This window comes from Nitratireductor aquibiodomus NL21 = JCM 21793, assembly GCF_000615975.1.
GTDB lineage: Bacteria > Pseudomonadota > Alphaproteobacteria > Rhizobiales > Rhizobiaceae > Nitratireductor > Nitratireductor aquibiodomus.
This window is the reverse complement of the sequence record NZ_BAMP01000024.1, coordinates 31,313-51,271: the sequence shown is the minus strand read 5'-3', so window position 1 is coordinate 51,271 and position 19,959 is coordinate 31,313. Positions and strand designations below refer to the sequence as shown.

Annotated in this window: 20 protein-coding genes, 1 pseudogene and 1 riboswitch; of the genes and pseudogenes, 7 read left to right on the top strand and 14 right to left on the bottom strand. The window is 62.0% G+C overall.

Annotated elements, in window-relative coordinates; translation table 11 throughout:
• From JCM21793_RS28685 to JCM21793_RS09135, 13 genes and pseudogenes are all read right to left on the bottom strand, one after another.
• A partial coding sequence (locus tag JCM21793_RS28685) for an FAD-dependent oxidoreductase (protein WP_155983404.1) occupies nucleotides 1–134 on the bottom strand: 134 nt, incomplete at its 3' end.
• Between the two features lie 3 nt (nucleotides 135–137).
• Entirely contained in the window at nucleotides 138–1,952 is a 1,815-nt protein-coding gene (gene thiC / locus JCM21793_RS09185; protein ID WP_025030182.1) for a phosphomethylpyrimidine synthase ThiC, read from the bottom strand.
• Nucleotides 1,953–2,064: 112 nt separating this feature from the next.
• A riboswitch (TPP riboswitch) is annotated at nucleotides 2,065–2,189 on the bottom strand.
• 174 nt (nucleotides 2,190–2,363) lie between these two features.
• Nucleotides 2,364–3,023: an RraA family protein gene (locus JCM21793_RS09180; RefSeq protein ID WP_007007227.1), complete on the bottom strand. Its 660-nt coding sequence runs from the start codon at nucleotides 3,021–3,023 to the stop codon at nucleotides 2,364–2,366.
• An 11-nt stretch (nucleotides 3,024–3,034) separates the two neighbouring features.
• Nucleotides 3,035–3,840, bottom strand: a pseudogene (locus JCM21793_RS25010) (carbon-nitrogen hydrolase family protein).
• Nucleotides 3,841–3,877: 37 nt separating this feature from the next.
• A complete protein-coding gene (locus JCM21793_RS25005) occupies nucleotides 3,878–5,101 on the bottom strand; it encodes a TRAP transporter large permease (RefSeq protein WP_051556147.1) in 1,224 nt (407 codons plus the stop codon).
• A 74-nt stretch (nucleotides 5,102–5,175) separates the two neighbouring features.
• Nucleotides 5,176–5,679, bottom strand: a complete 504-nt coding sequence (locus tag JCM21793_RS28190) for a TRAP transporter small permease (RefSeq protein ID WP_007007224.1) — start codon at nucleotides 5,677–5,679, stop codon at nucleotides 5,176–5,178.
• A 34-nt stretch (nucleotides 5,680–5,713) separates the two neighbouring features.
• Nucleotides 5,714–6,718: a TRAP transporter substrate-binding protein gene (locus JCM21793_RS09160; RefSeq protein WP_025030181.1), complete on the bottom strand. Its 1,005-nt coding sequence runs from the start codon at nucleotides 6,716–6,718 to the stop codon at nucleotides 5,714–5,716.
• Between the two features lie 98 nt (nucleotides 6,719–6,816).
• A complete protein-coding gene (locus JCM21793_RS09155; RefSeq protein ID WP_162175218.1) occupies nucleotides 6,817–7,734 on the bottom strand; it encodes a LysR family transcriptional regulator in 918 nt (305 codons plus the stop codon).
• Nucleotides 7,735–7,827: 93 nt separating this feature from the next.
• The gene (locus JCM21793_RS29720) at nucleotides 7,828–8,370 is read right to left on the bottom strand and encodes a M20/M25/M40 family metallo-hydrolase (RefSeq protein WP_244439704.1); all 543 of its coding nucleotides are present in this window, start codon (nucleotides 8,368–8,370) and stop codon (nucleotides 7,828–7,830) included.
• On the bottom strand, nucleotides 8,361–9,017 hold the full coding sequence (locus JCM21793_RS29715) for a M20/M25/M40 family metallo-hydrolase (protein WP_202901412.1): 657 nt from the start codon (nucleotides 9,015–9,017) through the stop codon (nucleotides 8,361–8,363). The genes JCM21793_RS29720 and JCM21793_RS29715 overlap by 10 nt, the downstream gene beginning before the upstream one ends.
• A 48-nt stretch (nucleotides 9,018–9,065) precedes the next feature.
• Nucleotides 9,066–10,502: a tripartite tricarboxylate transporter permease gene (locus JCM21793_RS24990; RefSeq protein ID WP_202901411.1), complete on the bottom strand. Its 1,437-nt coding sequence runs from the start codon at nucleotides 10,500–10,502 to the stop codon at nucleotides 9,066–9,068.
• A gap of 27 nt (nucleotides 10,503–10,529) precedes the next feature.
• Nucleotides 10,530–11,042 (bottom strand): tripartite tricarboxylate transporter TctB family protein, encoded by a 513-nt coding sequence (locus JCM21793_RS09140; protein WP_202901410.1) that lies wholly within the window; start codon nucleotides 11,040–11,042, stop codon nucleotides 10,530–10,532.
• A gap of 26 nt (nucleotides 11,043–11,068) precedes the next feature.
• Entirely contained in the window at nucleotides 11,069–12,043 is a 975-nt protein-coding gene (locus tag JCM21793_RS09135) for a Bug family tripartite tricarboxylate transporter substrate binding protein (RefSeq protein ID WP_007007218.1), read from the bottom strand.
• 137 nt (nucleotides 12,044–12,180) lie between these two features.
• Here JCM21793_RS09135 and JCM21793_RS09130 point away from each other — a divergent pair, with 137 nt between their 5' ends.
• Entirely contained in the window at nucleotides 12,181–13,089 is a 909-nt protein-coding gene (locus JCM21793_RS09130; protein ID WP_007007217.1) for a LysR substrate-binding domain-containing protein, read from the top strand.
• Nucleotides 13,090–13,293: 204 nt separating this feature from the next.
• On the opposite strand, the gene JCM21793_RS09120 is transcribed toward JCM21793_RS09130, so the two are convergent.
• Nucleotides 13,294–14,304, bottom strand: a complete 1,011-nt coding sequence (locus JCM21793_RS09120; protein WP_025030178.1) for a LacI family DNA-binding transcriptional regulator — start codon at nucleotides 14,302–14,304, stop codon at nucleotides 13,294–13,296.
• A gap of 258 nt (nucleotides 14,305–14,562) precedes the next feature.
• On the opposite strand from JCM21793_RS09120, the gene JCM21793_RS09115 reads away from it, so the two are divergent.
• From JCM21793_RS09115 to JCM21793_RS09095, 6 genes are all read left to right on the top strand, one after another.
• Nucleotides 14,563–15,261: a 6-phosphogluconolactonase gene (locus JCM21793_RS09115; RefSeq protein WP_025030177.1), complete on the top strand. Its 699-nt coding sequence runs from the start codon at nucleotides 14,563–14,565 to the stop codon at nucleotides 15,259–15,261.
• Nucleotides 15,254–16,024, top strand: coding sequence for a sugar isomerase domain-containing protein (locus JCM21793_RS09110; RefSeq protein WP_051556145.1), 771 nt, complete (start codon nucleotides 15,254–15,256; stop codon nucleotides 16,022–16,024). The genes JCM21793_RS09115 and JCM21793_RS09110 overlap by 8 nt, the downstream gene beginning before the upstream one ends.
• Nucleotides 16,021–16,284, top strand: coding sequence for a hypothetical protein (locus tag JCM21793_RS31210; RefSeq protein WP_306306742.1), 264 nt, complete (start codon nucleotides 16,021–16,023; stop codon nucleotides 16,282–16,284). Before JCM21793_RS09110 ends, JCM21793_RS31210 begins: the two co-directional genes overlap by 4 nt.
• Nucleotides 16,281–17,171, top strand: coding sequence for an N-acetylglucosamine-6-phosphate deacetylase (locus JCM21793_RS24985; RefSeq protein WP_306306741.1), 891 nt, complete (start codon nucleotides 16,281–16,283; stop codon nucleotides 17,169–17,171). The genes JCM21793_RS31210 and JCM21793_RS24985 overlap by 4 nt, the downstream gene beginning before the upstream one ends.
• Entirely contained in the window at nucleotides 17,168–18,430 is a 1,263-nt protein-coding gene (locus JCM21793_RS09100) for a neutral/alkaline non-lysosomal ceramidase N-terminal domain-containing protein (RefSeq protein WP_025030175.1), read from the top strand. Before JCM21793_RS24985 ends, JCM21793_RS09100 begins: the two co-directional genes overlap by 4 nt.
• 144 nt (nucleotides 18,431–18,574) lie before the next feature.
• Nucleotides 18,575–19,897 carry an extracellular solute-binding protein gene (locus JCM21793_RS09095; protein WP_025030174.1) on the top strand — a complete coding sequence of 441 codons (1,323 nt, stop codon included), beginning with the start codon at nucleotides 18,575–18,577 and terminating at the stop codon, nucleotides 19,895–19,897.
• The last annotated feature ends 62 nt before the right edge of the window (nucleotides 19,898–19,959 follow it).

The window sequence follows — 19,959 nt, the reverse complement described above, 5'->3', positions numbered from 1 at the left end:
CCGCCGGCCAGCCACGAGGCACTGCCCGCCGGGCCGGAGCGGGTGTCGCACACCGTCACCCGCACACCCGCCCGCACCAGCTCATGCGCCAGCGTGAGGCCGGCGACACCGGCCCCACGAACAAGGACATGCATGGATCACTCCCCGGGCTCGACCACCTTCTCCAGCGGCATATAGAGATCGCCGCCCTCGCGGAACTTCTCGGCCATCTTCGCCATGCCCTCTTTCTGCGCCTCGGCGCGGATGTCGTGAGAGATCCGCATGGAGCAGAATTTCGGGCCGCACATGGAGCAGAAATGCGCCACCTTGTGCGCCTCCTTAGGTAGCGTTTCGTCGTGGAAGTTGCGCGCTGTCTCGGGATCAAGCGAGAGGTTGAACTGGTCCTCCCAGCGAAACTCGAAACGCGCCCGCGAAAGCGCATCGTCGCGGATCTTCGCTGCCGGATGCCCCTTGGCCAGATCCGCCGCATGGGCCGCGATCTTGTAGGTGATGACGCCGGTCTTCACATCGTCGCGGTCGGGCAGGCCCAGATGCTCCTTCGGCGTGACGTAGCAGAGCATGGCCGTGCCGAACCAGCCGATCATTGCCGCGCCAATGCCGCTCGTAATGTGGTCATAGCCCGGCGCAATGTCGGTCGTGAGCGGCCCGAGCGTGTAGAAGGGTGCCTCGCCGCAGACATCGAGCTGTTTGTCCATATTCTCCTTGATCTTGTGCATCGGCACATGGCCGGGGCCCTCGATCATCACCTGGCAATCCTTCTTCCAGGCGATCTGCGTGAGCTCGCCCAGCGTCTCCAGCTCGGCAAATTGCGCCGCATCATTGGCATCGGCGATGGAGCCCGGACGCAGGCCATCGCCCAGCGAAAACGACACGTCATAGGCGCGGCAGATGTCGCAGATTTCCTCGAAATGCTCGTAGAGGAAGCTCTCCCTGTGGTGATGCAGGCACCACTTGGCCATGATCGAGCCGCCGCGCGAGACGATGCCCGTCACCCGGTCGACCGTCAGCGGAATGTAGTGCAGCCGCACACCCGCATGGATGGTGAAATAGTCGACGCCCTGTTCGGCCTGCTCGATCAGCGTATCGCGAAAGACCTCCCAGTTGAGGTCCTCGGCAATGCCGTTCACCTTCTCCAGCGCCTGATAGATCGGCACGGTGCCGATGGGCACGGGCGAATTGCGGATGATCCATTCGCGGATGTTGTGGATGTTGCGACCGGTGGAAAGGTCCATCACCGTGTCGCCGCCCCAGCGCGTCGCCCACACCATCTTGTCCACCTCCTCGGCCATGGAGGAGGTGACGGCGGAATTGCCGATATTGGCGTTGATCTTCACAAGGAAATTGCGGCCGATGATCATCGGCTCGGCTTCCGGGTGGTTGATGTTGGCGGGGATGATCGCCCGGCCCTTCGCCACTTCGTCGCGCACGAATTCCGGCGTCACGAAATCGGGGATCGCGGCACCAAAGCTCTCGCCATCGCGCACGAGCGCGGCCTTCGCCTGTTCGCGGCCAAGGTTCTCGCGGATGGCGATGTATTCCATCTCCGGCGTGATGATGCCGGCCCGCGCATAGGCAAGCTGCGTGACGGCCTTGCCGTCCTTGGCCTTCAGCGGCTGGTGGCGCGTGGGAAACTCAGGCGTCAGCCGGTCGCCGGAAACAAAACCATTGTCCTCCGGCTTCACATGGCGGCCCTCATAGGCCTCCACATCGCCGCGCGCCTTCACCCAGGCCTCGCGGATACGCGGCAGGCCCTTCTCGATCTCGATCAGCGCGTCCGGGTCGGAATAGGGACCGGAGGAATCGTAGACCGTCACCGGCGGCTCGCCGGCGCTCGGGTGCACGGCGATTTCGCGCATGGGCACGCGAATATCGGGATGAAGTGTGCCGGATTTGTAGATCTTGCGCGATGCCGGCAACGGGCCGGTGGTCACTTTCGGAGCGATAGCATCCATGGGTCAGAGCCTCCTCTGCGTGTTCAGCAATGGAGACCCAGTTCGTGCCGAGAGGAGGAAGAGCGCTGACGATCCGCAACGGATATGGATTTCGGCTCGAAGGAGCCAGCGACCCGCCAGGCATGCACCATCCTACGCCAGTATGAACTGGATCAGGTTCATCGGGTCACTGCGCTGCATGGAAAACCATGCCCAGCAGAATCTCAGCCCCTTGGCGGGACCCCCCAGGTGAGGCCGCAAGGTGAGTGAAGAGGGGCACTCTTGTCAAGCACCCATGTCAGATGCCGGGGGACACGTGTGGGAAAGTGCGGCTTGGAGGGTTGAAACCGCAACCCTCCACCCTCGAAGCCCCCTTCTCCCAGCAAGCGGGGAGAAGAGGATGGTCGCAACCGCAATACTGTTGTCGAGATCCTATGCGCTTGCCTCAACGCGCGCTTTCGCGCCGGAGATGGTCGGCAGGCTTTCGCCGGCGTCGATGCGCTTCAGAAGCTCGACTTCACGCGCCTGCATCTGGATGGCGCGGTCTGCCACCATGTCCACTTCGTCGGGAGACAGGATCAGCACGCCGTTTTCATCGGCCAGCACCGCATCGCCCGGATTGACCACCACACCACCCACGCTGACGGGGATGTTCATTTCGCCCGAAACGCCCAGCAGTTTGGTGGTGATGGGCGAGGGGCCCCGACACCACATGGGGAAACCGTGACGCTCGAAATCGGCAACGTCTGTCGCCGGCCCGTCCACCACCGCACCGGCGGCCTTCTTGCGGGCCGCCGTGTGGGTGATGACGCCGCCCCAACAGGCGTGGCGTGTGTCGCCGGCACGATCGATGATCACGAAATCGCCGGGCCGGATATGGTCCATCGCGTAATGCAGGAGCGTGCTGTCGGCATGGGGCAGGCGCAGGGTCACCGCCGTTCCAGCGGCCCGCACCCTGGGCAGCATGGAGCGGATGCCCGTGTCGAGGAAGTTTGCGTGCAGAAAGTGGCCGACCGTGGCGGTCTCCACCTGCATCAGCTTGTCGATCTTGGCCTGTGCCAGCTGCTCCGGCATCGAATTGACCTGGTACATATGCGTATTCCTTATGCGACGACGTGATGATCTGCGACCGGCATGGAGCTGCGGATTTTTGCTGCGTAATCCGTGTCGATCGTTGCGCTTGCATGGCCGACGCGATCCGAGCAGTTGGCAATGGTCACGCCCCATGGATCGATGATCAGAGAGTGGCCGAAGCACAGCTTTTTGCCTTCGTCATGCCCGAAGATCTGTGCCGATGCGGCCACATAGGACTGGGTCTCGATGGCGCGGGCGCACAGAAGCTGTTCCCAATGGTCCTTGCCGGTCTGCAGCGTGAAAGCGGCGGGCAGGACGATCACCTCGGCACCCTTGTCACGCAGTTTGCGGAAGAGCTCCGGGAAGCGCAGATCGTAGCAGATGGCGCAACCGATCTTCACGCCTTCCAGCTCGTAGACGACCACTTCCTCGCCGCGCTTCATCGTGTCGGATTCCAGATAGCTCTGGCCGCCCGGAACCTTCACGTCGAAGAGATGGATCTTGCGATAGCGGGCAATCTCCTTGCCCTGCCGGTCGACACGATGGTCGTGTTGTAGCACTTCTCGCCCGCAGCCTCGGCCATGGAGCCGGCGTGAATGTTCACTTTCAGTTCGGCGGCCAAAGCCGACATGGCGCGATAGGCTTCGCCGTCCGGAAAGGTTTCCGCATTGGCGCGACGGCTTTCCACGGTGCCGCCCATATAGGTGAAAGTCTCGGGAAGCACGACGAGATCGGACTTGTCCTCGGCAACGGCCTTTCGGACGAACGCTTCCGCATCAGCAATGTTCTTTGCCTTGTCGTCCTGCGAGTTCATTTGAATGACGGAGATTTTCATAAGTATCCCTTGCTTTGGAGTTTGATTGGGGCGGCCGTCAGGCCGGCCCCAGAACGAGATTGGGAAGGAAGAGCACCAGCTCGGGCACGAAGGTGATCATGAGCAGGGCAACGATCAGTGGTATGAGAAAGGGCAGGATCGCCACCGCCACCTTTTCGAACGGCACCTTGCCCACCTCAGCGACGATGTAGAGCGCGATGCCCATGGGCGGTGTGGCAATGCCAATCAGAAGCGCCAGGGTGATGATCAGGCCGAAGTGAATGCGGTCGATGCCGAACTGGTCGATGATCGGCAGAAGCATTGGCACGAGGATCAGCTTTGCCGGCACACCTTCCACGAAACAGCCCACCAGAAGCAGGAAGCCGAGCAGGAGGAACAGGAAGACCGTGCGCGATTCGGTGAACAGAAGAATCTGGTCCGCCAGTTGCTGCGGGATCTGCTCGATGGCCAGAAGCCAGCCCATCACATGCGAGAAGCCGATGATGATCATGATGACGCTGGTGATGGTCATCGTCTCCGTCAGCGCCTGCCAGAGCATGCGGAAGGAGAAGGTGCGGTAAACGAAGCCGAGCGCGATGGTGTAGACGCAGGCCAGAACGCCGGCTTCCGTGGCCGTGGTGAAACCGGTGAGGATGGCTACGAGGATGATGCCCGGTGCAACCAGCGCGGCGATACCGTCGATGGCGGAACGGCCGATCTGCGGCAGGCTCTTGCGTTCCTCGCGCGGAAAGTCCTGCTTCAGTGCGACGAGGTAGTTGAATGCCATCAGCGACATGCCGACAATGAGGCCGGGAATGATGCCAGCGAGGAAAAGCCGCGCCACCGAGGTGTTGGACAGAAACGCATAGACGACAAGACTGATCGAGGGCGGGATGATTGGCCCGACCACCGCACTTGCCGCCGTCAGAGCAGCCGCGAAGGGCGCTGGATAGCCGCGCTCGCGCATCGCCTTGATCTCGATCGTGCCAAGGCCGGCACAATCGGCCACCGCCGCGCCGGAGACACCGGCAAAGAGCAGCGACGAGACAACGTTCACCTGTGCGAGGCCCGCCCGCATATGACCGACAAGCGCGGAGGCGAAGTTGAAGATGCGGTCGGTCATGCCGACGCCGTTCATCAGATTGCCGGCCATGATGAAGAAGGGGATGGCAAGCAGGGACGGGTTGTCGACCCCGTCGAGAACCTGAAGCGGGATGATGTAGAGCGTGTCGGAAAAGCCCGCATAGATGAGCGCGGAGAGCACCGCCAGGCCGATCGCCATGGTGATCGGCACACGCAGAAGGATGAGGCGACGAAGCCCGCGAAAAGAAGCAAGGTCATGGTTCTACCCGGGTCCTAGATGTCGCCGACATGATGATGTTCAGGCTCCGGATGCCCTCTAAGGGCATGGACGAAGTCGCTGAAGAAATGCAGGGCGATGAGCCCGCAGGAGACGAAGAAGGGGACACTCAGCCAATAGCGCTGGATGCCGACCATCTCGATATTGCCCACCTGACGCTGGATCAGTTCTGGTGCCTCACGCAGGATGATGAGCAAAAGCGCGATGACGGCGATGTCCACCAGCATCCGCCCGGCGCGACGCACCGGGGGCGGGGTCGCGTTCAAGAGAAAGTCGACGGTGATGTCCTTGTTCTGCCGGTAGACGACGAAAAAGCCCAGAAAGCTCATCCACACGAAGCAGACGATGCTGATGGGGAAGGCCCAGACCACCCCCTGGCCGAGAAACGCACGTGACGCAACATTGAGTGCGGTCACAAGGAGCATGGCGAACAAGGCCGCATTCGCTCCCACAAGAAACAGCCGGTCTATAACGGCCAGGATTCGATCCAGGACGGGCATGGAACCTCCCCATCAATGTGAGTTCAAAGGAAACCTATTCGGTGCGCGAGGAGCGAACCGCATCGAGGAACCCTTCGGGGAGCTCGCCTTTTTCCTCCATCTCCTGATAGAAGCTTCCCATGCGCTCGACGAAGTCAGACGTGTCAGGCTCGGAATAGGCGACATCCTTGGCTTTCATGGCCTCAAGATCCTTGTCGGCCGCCGCGTTCATGCGCTTTTCCGATTCCACCGCCATCTCGGCGAAAGCGTCCAGGATCTGCGCACGACGTTCGTCAGAAAGAGCGTTCCAGCGCTTGGCGTTGGTCATGAAGGCCATGCCCTGCGGATATTCGTCATGACGGATGACGTGAGGCGCCACCTCGTAGAACTTCATCGGTTCGACGAGTGCAATAGGGCTGTTCACCGCATCGACGATACCGCGGCTGATGGATTCGTAGACTTCCGTCCAGGCAAGTGTGCGAACCTCTGCGCCAAGATGACGCCAGGCGGCCGCGGCCAGCTCGTCAGGATGCATGCGCAGGCGCGTGCCCTGCATTTCTTGCAGATTTGTCCACGGTTTGTCGGTGACCATCACGCGATAGGGGCCACGCAGGAACGCAGTCGGAGAGCCGATCAGCGCAATACCGGCTTCGTCTTCGATCTGCTTGAACCAGCCCTTCACCAGATCGGACTGCATGAAGCGGACCCAGTGCTCGCGGTCGTCGAACAGGAACGGAGCCGAGGTGAACTTGATGTCCGGAACCCATTTCTGAAGATAGCTGGTGCCCTCGGGATAGACGTTCACGGTGCCGATCTGGAGCTGCTCAAGAACGGTGTCATCGGAACCGAGCTGCTCGTTCGGAAACACCTTGATCTCGACCTCACCACCGGTCTTTTCGACCACTTTGTCGGCGAAGAACTGGAAAAGCTCACCCTCAATGCTGTCCGGCGGCATCTTGTGCGCCATGCGCCAGGTCTCGGCCTGAGCAGAGACCGTGGCGGCGGCGCCGATCGCCGTCATCACACCTGCAGCCAGAACATTGCGTAGAATACGGTTCATTATCCTTCCCCATCGTTTTTGTCTGGTTATGGGAACAGGATCGGAGAGCCGTCTTAAAAAGTCCAAATGAAAAATATGGCTTCCGGTGATAAATTTTTTCAATCAAGATTGATCAGATAGTCATCCGGGAACCGGCTGGAATAGGCGATCGCCTGCTGCCGGGCCATTTCCACGAACTCGTCCCTGAGCGTCTTGCGGGGTGAGGCCTCAGTGATCGCGAAGAACTCCAGCGGTGGAAACTCCACATCCACGGTAATTTCATGCAGGGTGCCGCTCGCGAGTTCTTTCATCACCACCGCACGCGGCATGGGCGCGATGCCAAGCCCTTCCTCGGCCATCTGCACGATGGTTGCAATGGAGTTGGACGAGTGCACGTTGACCCGCACCTTGGAGTGCATTTTCAGATAGCGCTCCAGTGTCTTGTAGGGGATCGAGTTCTTGGGAAAGCTGAGAATCGGCAGGTCGAGCAGCGTACCCACCGCCGCCCTGCGGATGGGGAAAGCGGTTGGGCTCGCCACCCAGGCCACCGGGAAAGAGCCGAGCGGCACGAAATCGAGCTTGGGGTCGTTTCCATCCCGCATCGCCAGTCCCACATCCACCGCATGATCCCGCAGCGACTGGATGACATCGGCAGAGGTCGACGACAGCATCTCGATGTTCACGCCGGGATATTTTTCCCGGAAGCATTCCATGAGCTGAACGAACCAGGAGCGCAGGATCGTGTCGGTCACACCAACGCGCAGCGAACCGGTCATCTTTCTGTTCTTGTTGACCAGCCATTTCATTTCATTGGTGAGTTCGACCACCATCTCCGCATGCGGAAGAAGGACCCGGCCTTCGCTGGTCAACTGCACCCCGCGTTTCGAGCGTTCGAAAAGCCTGGTGCCCAGCTCATTTTCAAGTGCGTTGATGCGCGAGGAAATGACCGGCTGGGTGGTGTGCAGAAGATCGGCAACCTTGCGAAAATTACGCACTTTCGCCAGGTGAATGAAGGTTTCCAGAAATCGCAACTGCACGGAAGGCACCTCAAAAAACAACGGCCCACCACCCTCTCGGGCAGCAGGCCGCATGCTAGTTGATGCTTTGCTCCCGCGCCATAGCGCCGAAGTTCACGCCGGTTCGGAAATCTTCGCTGCCAGCTTCCCCAGAAACGCAAGACAGAGCGAAAGCTGTTCGACCTCGACGAATTCGTCCGGCTTGTGCGCCTGCCGGATGGAGCCCGGACCGACGATCACGGAAGGGATGCCGCCAATGGTCTCGAACACGCCTCCCTCCGAACCGTAAGAGACTTTTCCGGACCATTCCGGCATGATGTCGCGGAAGAAAGCGAAGCCCTCGCTCGAGGTGTTGTCGCCCATCGCGGGATAGGCGAAGATTTCTTCCCATTCGATACCGGTTTCGGCGCATTTTTCCTGCATTCTGGGCAGAATTTCCGAATTTGCACGCGTTTTCAGAAATTCCAGCTCGGCCTGTGCGTCGTGGGTCGGTAGGCTACGGATTTCAAAGGTGAAACTGCAAAGATCCGGCGTCACATTGGTGGCGACGCCGCCGGAAATCATTGTTGCCAGCATGGTGGAGTGCGGCACGGTGAAATCGTGGTCGAAGGGGCCGTTTTCAGCAATCTCTTCGGCGCGCTCGGCGATCATCGCGATGATGCGCGCGGCATTGTCGATCGCATTGACATGATCCGGCGCGAAGGAGGAATGGCCGGACGTGCATGAACATGGCAGCGCATGGCGATCTTGCCTTTCTGGCCGGTCACCAGCTTCATGTCGGTCGGCTCGCCGATGATCGCAAGCATGGGCGGCACGTCGAGCGCGGCCAGCCATTCGGCGATGGCCGGCGCGCCAAGGCAGCCCACTTCCTCGTCATGCGAGAAGCACAGCCAGACAGGGCGCTCCAGCTTCGCGGCGACAAGCTGCGGCACCATCGCCATGACACAGGCGGCAAAGCCCTTCATGTCGCAGCTTCCGCGGCCATAGAGCTTTCCGTCGCGCTCGGTCAGATCGAAGGGCGGGGAGGTCCAGCCCTTTTCCAGCGCCGGGACCACATCGGTGTGACCTGACAGAACGACACCGGGAACGTCGGCAGGGCCGATGCGGGCGATCAGGTTTGCCTTCTCGCCTGTCTCGTCCAGCAGAATGACCGGCTCGATGCCGTATCCCCGCAGGAACGCCGCCATGTGGTCGATCAGCGGCCGGTTCGAGTAGCGGCTCGTCGTATCGAAGGCGACCAGATCCTTTAGGTGCTTCTTGGCATTCTCAAGCAGTGACATGGTGGACTTTTCGGCCTCAGGCATTCTTTGCAGCACGGTTCTCTCTGAATTTTTGCCACTCCCGGCGGATCGTCAGGCCGACGAAGAACACGATGAGGCCTGCGAAAATCCAGGAAATGGCGGACTGGAAAAAGACGGACGGATCACCGCGCGAAATGGCCAGCGCGCGGCGCAGATTGTCCTCGAACATCGGCCCCAGAATGAAGGCGATGAGGAACGGCGCCGGGGGATGTTCAGGAGCAGCATGATGAAGCCTACCACGCCCATGACGAGCAGGACGGTGACATCGAACATGCTGCTGGAAATCGAGTAGATGCCGTAGATGCACAGCATCAGAACGACCGGCGTCAAAAGCACCTGCGGAATGGAGGAGATGTGCGAGAAGAAGCGCACTGTGAGCTTGCCGGCGCCGAACAACAAAACGGAAGAGAACATCATGCCGATGAACAGCATGTAGACCTCGTTCAGATTGTTCTGGAAGAGAAGCGGGCCGGGGGTGAGCCCCTGAATCATGAACGCGCCAAGCATGACGCCGGTGATAACGTCACCGGGAACGCCGAGCGCCAGAAGCGGGATCATGGTCGCGCCGCAGCAGCCATTGTTGGCCGATTCGGATGCCGCGATGCCTTCCAGCTCGCCCTTGCCGAAATTCTCGCTGTTGGGCGAGGAGCGGCGCGCCTCGCCATAGGAGAAGAAGGCGGCGGCTGACGGGCCAATGCCGGGAATGGCGCCCAGAACCACGCCGATGAAGCTGCCGCGAATGATGGATTTCAGCGAGCCGCGGAACTCTGCCAGCGTCAGCCGGTTGTCGCCGAGCTTCATGGCCTGACCGTGGTTTTCCTCACGGAACATGATGAGGCGCAGCAGCTCTGGCAGGGCGAACAGGCCAATCAGCACGGGCGCAACCGAGAGGCCGCTCTTCATGTCTTCCGTCATCGCGAAGCGGAACGAGCCGTACATATCCTCACCAACCGTGGCGAGCAGCAGGCCGAAACAGGCCGACACAACGCCGAGCAGGAGCGAGCCGCCGGAAATGGAGGCGACCATGGTGAGCGCAAAGGCCATCAGCATGAAATATTCCGGCGGCCCGACGCGCAGCGCCAGAAGCGCCAGCGGGGCCGCGAGGAAGATCAGCGAGATGTTCGACAGGAAGTCGCCGATGCAGGACGAGATGAGCGCCATGTTGAGCGCCTTGCCGGCCTTGCCCTTCTGGGCGAGCGGCCAGCCATCGAGCACCGTACAGGCGGCCGACGCCGTGCCCGGCGTCTTGATCAGGATCGCCGAAATCGACGCGCCGTAGGTGCTACCCTTGTAGAGCGCGACAAGCAGCAGAATGCTGGTAACGGGCGGCAGATAGAAGGTGAAGGGCAGAGCAAGCGTGACCGCCATTGTGCCGGTCATGCCCGGAATGGCGCCGATGACGACGCCGGCCAGGATGCCCGCGCCCATGGCCAGCACATTGGCGAGCGTGGCGACGGATTCGAATGCGAAAAGAAGATCGTTCCACATGTGTTGAGCGGTCCCGGTGGCGGTCGGTCAGTTGAGGGTGGGGAAGATGCTCCAGCTTCCCGACGGAAAGGGTGTGTGCGTCACATTGCCGAAGAAGAGCTGCAGGCCGAGCGGCAGAAGAACGGCAAGAGCCAGAACGGCAACCCACCGCCCGGATGCGCCGGCAAGCAGGAAACAGGCAAGCGCCAGAAGCATGGAAGACGCGAGAAAACCCAGCAACGGCACAAGAACGACAAAACCTGCGAATGCGGCGAGCGCCAGCGCGAGCCGGATGAGCCGATTGCGCCATTCAACCGCCGACGCCGGTCCCCGCTCCGGCTCATCGCTCGTTTCGTTCCCGCCGCCAAGCGCCGCGAACGCCATCGCCAGCAGGCCATGGGCGAGCCCGAGGATCGAGACAGTGCGCGGCCACATGTCCGGCGGCGGCGCGAAGCCCGGAATGAAGGAAGGACGCGGCACATGAACCGGAATCAATGCGAAAAGCACTGTGCCGAAGAACAGGGCTATCAGCAGCCCCCGGAGCATGGCCTTGTTCAACATGCCGCGTCCTCCTTTGTTGTGCCGGCTTACTTAATGTAGCCGAACTCGCGTGCGAGCCCGTTGAACAGCTCGTACTGCGACTTGGCATAGGCTGCCATGTCTTCCTTGCCGGCGGTGGAGATGGAGCCACGACGCTCGGCGAGCTCCAGCCATTTCTCGTCCTCGGCAACCTTTGCAAGCGTTTCCTGCCAGCGGGTCACGATTTCTTCCGGCAGGTCCTTCGGGCCGTAGAGTGCGCTCCAGCCGGTGATCTGGCCAGCCTTTTCAAAGCCAAGCTCGGCGGCGGTTGGCACGTCGGGCAGCGTGTCCATGCGCGACGGTGCATAGACCATGAGGGCGCGCATCTTGCCGGACTCGATGTGCGGCATCAGCGAACCGGCCGCGATGGCGAGGAAGTCCACATGGCCACCGAGAAGTGCAGTCGCCAGCGCGCCGCCGCCCTTGTAGGGAACGAGGGTTGCTGCCGTCAGCGGGTCGAGCTCGTTGTCGGCCAGCAGCGCCTGAACGGTGAAACCGTCAATGGCGGTGGCGCCCGATGCGCCATAGGTGAGGGCGCCGGGGTTGGCCTTCAGGCCCTCGACCAGCTCTTCAGCGGTCTTATAGGGAGAGTTTTCCGCCACGGCGAGGATCATCGGCGTGGCTTCCAGAGAGCCGAGGAAGGTGTAATCGTCCCAACCGACCGGCGAGCTTTCCTGCACGGCGGGGTATAACGCCATGCCGACGCGGGCGAGCAGCAGCGTGTAGCCATCGGGTGTGCCTTCGGAAACGAAGCGGGCACCATTCATGCCGCCATTGCCCGGCTTGTTCACCACCACGACCGGCTGATCGCCGAGATATTCGCGGGACGTTTCGGCCAGCGCGCGGGCTGCAAGATCGGAAGCACCACCAGCGCCATAAGGGGCGACGATGGTCACGGCCTTTTCCGGATAATCGGCGTGGGCAGTGCCGGCAGCAAGGGCGACAACCGCTGCCGCCAGAACGGTTTTCATCAGAGATTTCATGCAAATCCTCCCAGGGAGAGTGAATCCATTCGCCCGAAGGGTTCGAGCGCCTTGAGGTTTTTACACAGTATGCTTTCCTCTGCAAATTATGCCTGTTAGTATTACATTTATGAATACTGACTATTGAGGATACGCAGATGAACCTGAAGCAGCTCGAAGCTTTCGATGCGTTCATGAGCCATGGCTCGGCGACACGGGCAGCGGCCGCGCTCAAGATCAGCCAGCCAATGGTGAGCCGGCTTCTGGGGCAACTGGAAGAAACGATCGGCTTTCCGCTGTTCGTGCGCAAACGCAACCAGCTGATGCCGACACATGAGGCGATCCTTTTTCACGCCAATGTCTCACGCTCGCTGACCACATTTCAGGAGCTCGAACGCGAGGCGCGCGCCATCGCCAACCGTCAGGTGGGGCGCATCGTGGTGGCGGCGCAGCCGATCTATGTGGACACGTTTCTCCTCGATGTGGTGGCGCGCTTCAAGGAGACCCATCCCGACGTGGCGGTGAAGATCGTCGATACGGGACTGGAAGAACTGCTGCGCATGTTCAACGAGGGGAGCTGCGATCTGGGCGTCGGCATCACGCTCGATGCGAGCCCCTATGGCGCACGCCTGATACCGCTCGGCGCCTGCGAGGCACGTTGCCTGATCCCGCGCGGACACCGGCTGGCGAGCCGCGACGTTGTGCGCCTTGAAGACCTGCGGCGCGAGGTGTTTGTCGAGCTGGCCATTGGCAGCCCGCTGCGCACGCGTGTCGACTACATGATGCAGACGGCAGGCGCACAGCGGCGCATTGCCGCCGAAGCGCGCACGTTGCGCGCGGTGCACGGTCTCGTGCGACGCGGCGTGGGCATCGCAATCGTCGACCCGTTCAGCATTCTCCTGCCATCGGGCGATGATGTGATTGAACGGCCACTGGAGCCTTCCATTCCCTGGGAAATGGCGATTTTCCACCATGAAGACCGGCCGCTGAGCCGCATCGAGAATGCCTTCATCGAAACGATCAGAGCCGAAATCGGCGAATTGCGAGAAGAGGGTGTTCTTTCGTGAAGGTCGCAAGTTCCATAATGCATATTATGCGAGCTATTGTTGAATGGGGTGATTGCAACATTGCAGCAAACGTTGCCGTCGCATTCACAGCCCACTTGGCCATAAGGCAAATGGGCAAGGCCATCTGCAGGGAAGAACACGAGAGCTTTTTCTAGCCTCCCCCATGGGGAAACCCGGTGGGCACCAGCCGTGCGGTATCTTTTCTCAGCCCTGCCCGCGCTCGGGCGCCGGACCGGTGGTCGAGCGCACGATCAGATGGGTCTCCAGAACATAGGAAGCATCGCGCACCGCCTGCGAGCCCAGCACCTCCAGCAGCAGAGACACAGCCAGTTTTCCTGCTTCTATCGAGCGGCTGGAAACGGTTGTGAGGCTTGGCACGGTCAACGGTCCCAGCGCATCGTCGCAGCCCACCACCGAGAATTCACCGGGCACGCTGACGCCGCGCTCGCCGAGGCCGGCCAGAATGCCCTGCGCCGTCACGTCGTCGAAGGCAATCGCCGCCGTCGCACCCTTTGCGAGGATGGCATCGACCGCCTGCAAACCGGCCTCGAAACTTGGAACGCTGGCCGAGACGAAGCTCAGATCAAGGCCGAGCTTCTTTGAGGCCTGGCGCACGGCAGCACGGCGCTGCTTGTTGGACCAGGATGTGGATGGGCCGCTGACATAGACAATGTTGCGGTGCCCGAAATCCGCCAGATGCTGCGTTGCCTCGGCAATGCCCGTGCCGCTGTCAATCAGCACTTTCGGGATGCCCTTCACATCGCGGTTAATCAGAACCAGAGGGCGCAGAAGCGCATGAGCCGCAATGCGCTCGTCGGAAAGTCGGGGCGATGCCAAGATGATGCCCTCGACCTGCCCGGAAAAACGACCGAGAAGCTGGTCCTCTTTTTCCGGATCTTCGTCGGAATTTCCGAGAAACACGCAGAAATCGGAGCGATCCGCCTCAACCTGGGCGGCGCGGATCATGGGCGGGAAAAACGGATTTGCGACATCCGGCACGATCAGCGCCAGATTGCCATAACGCCCGGTGCTGAGCGCGCGGGCCGTATGATTTGGCACGTAACCGAGCCTGCCGGCGGCCGCCTTGATGCGCTCGACCGTCTCCGGGCTCAGCATATCGGGTCGCGTGTAGGCGCGAGACACGCTCGAACGCGCCACCCCGGCCTCCTTCGCCACCTGACTGATCGTGACGCCGCCTTTGCGTTCCGCTGCCACCGCCTGCCCTCGAACCCTGTGCTTTTCTGGCGACAAGATGCACCGCCGCGAGGCGTCAGGCAACCGGTTGACATGCAACCGGTTGCACAGCATAGTGCCCGCATTCTTGTTCTACTCTGCCGCAAGGCCCCTGCGATCAGCGGGCGCAATCTTCGGAGACATGATTTGCAGCATAGCCAAGCCGCGCTCGAGCCAACTCCGCTCGTTGACCGAAAGATCGACAGGCTCACCGTAAAAACCTTTGCAGACCGCGACGCGATGGGAGCCGCCGCTGCCGCCGACATCGCCAAAGCGCTGCGCGAACGGCTGGCCAGCCAGGAGAATGTGCGCGTCATTTTCGCCTCCGCGCCGAGCCAGGCTTCGATGATCGAGCAGCTTCGCGCCATGCCCGACATCGACTGGTCGCGCGTGACCGCCTTTCACATGGATGAGTTCATCGGCCTTGCGCCGGATGCGCCCCAGCGCTTCGCGCACTGGCTGAACCGGCACATTTTCGATGCGCTTCCACTGGCTGCCGCACACCGGATCGATCCCGGCGCAGACCCGGAGAGAGAAGCGCAACGCTACGCGGCGCTGCTTAACGAAGCGCCCATCGACTTTGTGTGCCTCGGCATCGGCGTCAACGGCCATATCGCGTTCAACGATCCGCCCATCGCCGACTTTGACGATCCGCTGGACGTCAAACTCGTGGAGCTCGACGCGGTCTGCCGCCAGCAGCAATATGATGATGGCGGCTTTGAGAGCCTCGATGCGGTGCCGCGCACCGCGCTGACGCTCACCATTCCAAGGCTGTTGCGCGCCGACCGCATGTTCTGCATCGTGCCCGGCGCTCACAAGCGCGACGCCGTGCGCGGAACGCTGCACGGAGAGCGGACAACGGCTTGCCCGGCAAGCATTCTGCGCGAGCATGAGAACTGCACACTCTATCTGGACAAAGAGGCCGACCCCGATGCCTGAGATCAACGCCGACGCGATCTGCGCAGACTATCTCGCAACGAGCCACGCGCTCATGCAACGCATCCTTGTCGAAGAGCGCGACACTCTGGACAAGGCTGCCGAGCGCCTCGCCTCCCAGATCGAGGCAGACCGGCTTATCCACATTTTCGGCCCCGGCGGACACTCCAATCTCGCCAGCCAGGAGGTGTTTTTCCGGGCCGGCGGCCTGATGCATATGAGCGCCATTCTCGATGAAGGCACGCTGCTTTCCAACGGGGCATTGCGCTCCATGGCGATCGAACGCACGCCGGGCTATGGCCGCGTTGTCATCGCCGATGCCCGCCTTGGCGAAGGCGACGTGCTGATCCTCGCAAACGCCTACGGCATCAACGCAGCCCTGATCGACGCTGCACTGGAGGCGAAGTCTCGCGGGGCTTTCCTCATTGGCGTGAGCTCGCGCGAGCATGCCGAGAGCACGAGCCCGGACCACCCGGCGCGCCACCCGGAAAAGAAGAACCTGCATGATGTGGTCGACATCGCCATCGACACGAAAGTTCCGATCGGCGATGCGGTGGTCAGCCTGCCGGGCATGACGGAAAACATCTCCGCCATCTCCACATTTGCCAATGCGTTCGCGCTCAACTGCCTGGTGATCCGCACCGTCGCGCAGCTGCTCGACCGTGGCGTCGAACCGCCGGTTTGGCGCAGCGGAAACGCACCGGGCGGCGATGAAGCAAACGCCCGCTTTCTGGCCCGTTTCCGCGACCGGGTTCGCGCGCTGTGAGCACGGAGAAGACCATAACCGGGCGCGATCCCGTTACCGGAGGCGGCATCGCCATCACGATGCGCGACGGGCGGATCGCGGCAATTGCCGAGACGGATTCGCAGGATGAAACCTATCTCACGCCCGGCCTGGTCGACCTTCAGGTCAACGGCTATGCGGGCCTCGACCTGAATGACGGCGCGATGACGCCGAAGCGTGTTTCCGAGCTCACCCGCATCATGGCCGGGCTCGGCGTGACCACCTATCTGCCAACCTTGTGACCGGATCGCGCGGGCGGCTGCTCGATGGGCTTGACGCCATCGCTACGGCGCGGCGCGAAGATCCTCTCTGCGCGCGCATGATCCCCGGCGTTCACATGGAAGGCCCGAGCATCGCGCCCGAGGACGGGCCGCGCGGCGCGCATCCCGTAGAGCATGTGCGGCCGCCTTCCCTCAAAGAATTCGATGCGTGGCAAAAGGCGAGCGGCGGCCTTGTCCGTCTCGTGACCCTTGCGCCCGAATATGAAGAGGCCCCGGCCTATATTCGCGCCATCTCGGCGCAGGGCGTTCATGTCGCCATTGGGCATTCCTCTGCCACACCCGAGCAGGTGCATGCGGCAGCCGAGGCAGGTGCGCGGCTCTCGACGCATCTGGGCAATGGCGCAGCCGCGCTCATGCCGCGCCATCCGAACCTGATCTGGGCGCAGCTTGCCGATGACCGGCTGACGGCCACGCTGATCGCCGACGGCCATCACCTGCCGGACGACACCTTCAAGACCATGTTGCGCGCCAAGGGGCTGGAACGCGCCTTGCTCGTTTCCGACAGCGTGGCGCTGGCCGGCATGGAGCCCGGCATCTACCGGCAGCCGATTGGCGGCGATGTCGAAGTGCGCGCCGACGGGCGCGTGGGCATTGCCGGGACACCTTATCTGGCCGGAGCCGGCCTGCCTTTGATTGAGAATGTCTCGATTGCCATGCGCATGGCCGGGCTTTCGCTGGCGCAGGCGCTGAGGCTCGCCACGGCCAATCCCGGCGCGTTTGTCGATGGGCGGGGCGTGATGAAGCTGGATGCACCGGCCGATCTCATCCGTTTTTCGATTGACGGGAAAACCGGCTCCTTTGAGCTGAAGACCACGCTTGTTCACGGCGAGGAGGTGTTCTCCGCATGATCCGCGCAGGCGTCGCCACGGTAGACATCACCCCGCCCGCGGGCTTGCCGCTTTCCGGCTTTGCCGCCCGCACCCTGCCGGCCACTGGTGCACATGACCCGCTGACAGTGCGTGCGCTGGCTGTCAACGATACGGCGATGGTGGTTGCCGATGTGATCGGCCTGCATGGAGACATGAGCGCGCGCATTCGCCGCCGCTGCGCCCTTCCTGACGCGAATGTCATCATCAGCGCTTTGCACAATCATGGCGGCCCGGTTTCCATGGCCGGACGCCTGACGATTGAGACCGACGAGGCCTATCTGCAAAGGCTGGAAGACGCCTGTGTCGAGGCCATCGATCAGGCTGTTGCCGCGCAAAGGCCTGCAACGCTCTCGGTCGGGCTCGGATCCGACCCCGACATTGCCCGCAATCGCCGCCATCCGGACGGCCCGGTGGATCGCGCTCTGCCGCTCTTGCGTGCGCGCGACGAGAATGGCGGCATGATTGCCTTGATGACAGGCTATGCCTGCCACCCCGTGGTGCTCGGCGCAGACAACCGGCTGTGGACCGCCGACTATCCGCACTATGTGCGCCGGGCGCTTGAGACCGCGCATCCCGGAGCCACCGCCCTGTTCGTTACCGGATGTGTGGGCGACGCGAACACGGGGCACAGCGCCCATGCCTCGATCAGCCTTGCCGCCAACCCGGATCGCAGCTTTGCCGCCGCCGAACGGATTGGCGAAGCGATTGCGAAAGCAGCGCTGGAAGCACCTGAACTGGCGCTTGGCGGGGATGTGATGGCACTGGAAGCGCAGGTTTCCCTGCCGTTCGAGCGGCGTGAGACAGAGACGCCGGCAGAACTGGCAGCGCGGTGGCGCGCTGAGCGCGCTGGGGCTGAACCCGCGCATGCAGCGCTGCTCGACGCCTGGACCCACTGGGCGGAGTCCATTGCGCTTGAGCCAGCCGACGCCCTGTCGGGCCGGGTTTCCGTGCTCGACTGGGGTGGTCTGCCCGTAATTGGCCTGCCCGGAGAGATCTTTGCGGCGACCGCGCTTAGCCTGCGGGCTGCATGCGGCGAGCGCCCGGCCTTCATCGCTGGGTTTGCGGAGGACAATCCCGGCTATATTCCGCCGTCAGAGGAATTTGCTTTCGGCGGATATGAGGTGGATGAAGCGCACCGCTATTACGGCCAGCCGGCGAGTTTCGCACCCGGTTGCGCAGAAGCACTCGCTGCGGCCAGTGTAACACTTTTGAAGAAAACGCGCTCTGGCAGGGAATAGAGGGAGACGAGGCGACGCCTTCGCGAAATGCGGGCGGCCCATGCTGATGCAAAAGGAAGTCGGCTTGACGCGCAACCGGTTGCATGGCAGTTTTTCATTGGGAACGAAATTGCAGTCTGCTCACGTCGAAAGGGAGAACAAAAGATGAGAGCGTACAGGTCCAGCAACACAAAATCCGGCAGCACGAGCTTCACGGCTCGGGTGGCGGCGCTGTCACTGGGGGCGGCGATCACCGCGATCTCCGGTTCAGCATTTGCCCAGACCATCAATGTCTGGAGCGGCTACCCCGAAATGGCGCCGTTTTATGAGCATGTCGCGGAAGGGCTGAAGGAAAAATATCCTGATCTCACGGTCAACGTTGAAGCGATTGCTCTGCGCGAGCATGAAAAGCGCATTGCGCTCGGCCTCACCTCCGGCTCCGCCGGCGTGACCGTGATCGAACTCGCGGGCTCCACGGCCAGCCGTTACATCGAAAACGATCTGCTGCCGGCGGCACCGGAAGCCGTGGCGAATTTTGTTACCAGCAGCGATAATTTCGGCGAGTTCTTCGTCGACGCCGCTTCCAAGAACGGCACCGTTTACGGCGTTCCGCTTTTCCGCGGACAGGGCGCGCTTTTCTACAATGTCGACATGTTCGAAGCGGCGGGGCTCAAAGAGCCGCCGCAGACCATGGAGGCCTACACGGAGTATGCCGAGAAGCTGACCCAACGCGACGCTGACGGCAAAGCGACCGTTTCAGGCTGGAGCCTGCGCCTTTCGGGTGGGGGTCAGGGCATTGCCGAGAAATTCTGGATCAACCTGTTCCAGTATGGCGGCTCGGTTATCGAGGAAGTGAGCGAGGGCAAATGGCAGGCGAACTACGCCAACGAGGCCGGCCGCAAAGCGCTCAAGCAGTATCTCGAGAACGTGCATGTTCTGAAGACCGTGACGCCCGAAATGCCGGCAGACGCCGAGGCTTTCGAGCGCGGCCAGACGGCCATGTTCATTCGCGAATCCTGGGTTATCGCCGACATCGCGGCCAAGGCACCCGACCTGAACTATGCGACCGCACCGCTGCCGGTCGGCTCCATCGCCCTGCCGGCCAATCTCTATGTGAACTCCGTCGAGGGTGAGGACGCAGAGGCCGCATGGGCCTATGTGCAGGCCGCCAACGACCCGGAGAACCTCGTCTGGCTTCTGGACAATATCGGCTGGCTGCCCAACCGTTCGGGCGTCGACTACGGCGTTGTCACGGAAAAGGTTCCCGCCTACGGCGCATTCGTCGACTATCCGGCCGACTACAAGTTCTTCACCCTGCCGGCCATCGGTCCGATCGAGGAGGTGCTGACCCGTCTCGCCGCCCAGCTTACCAACGCCTATGGCGATGCCTCGCTTGCCGAGGATGACGCCGCCATCGACGCCGTGCTTGCAAAGGCTGCCGAAGAGACCAACAACATCCTGAAGCGCGAAGGCCTTCTCGCCGAGTAAGCGCTTCAACGATACCCTCATCCCGGAAACGGCGTCCGCGCCGTTTCCGATCAGTGACTTCA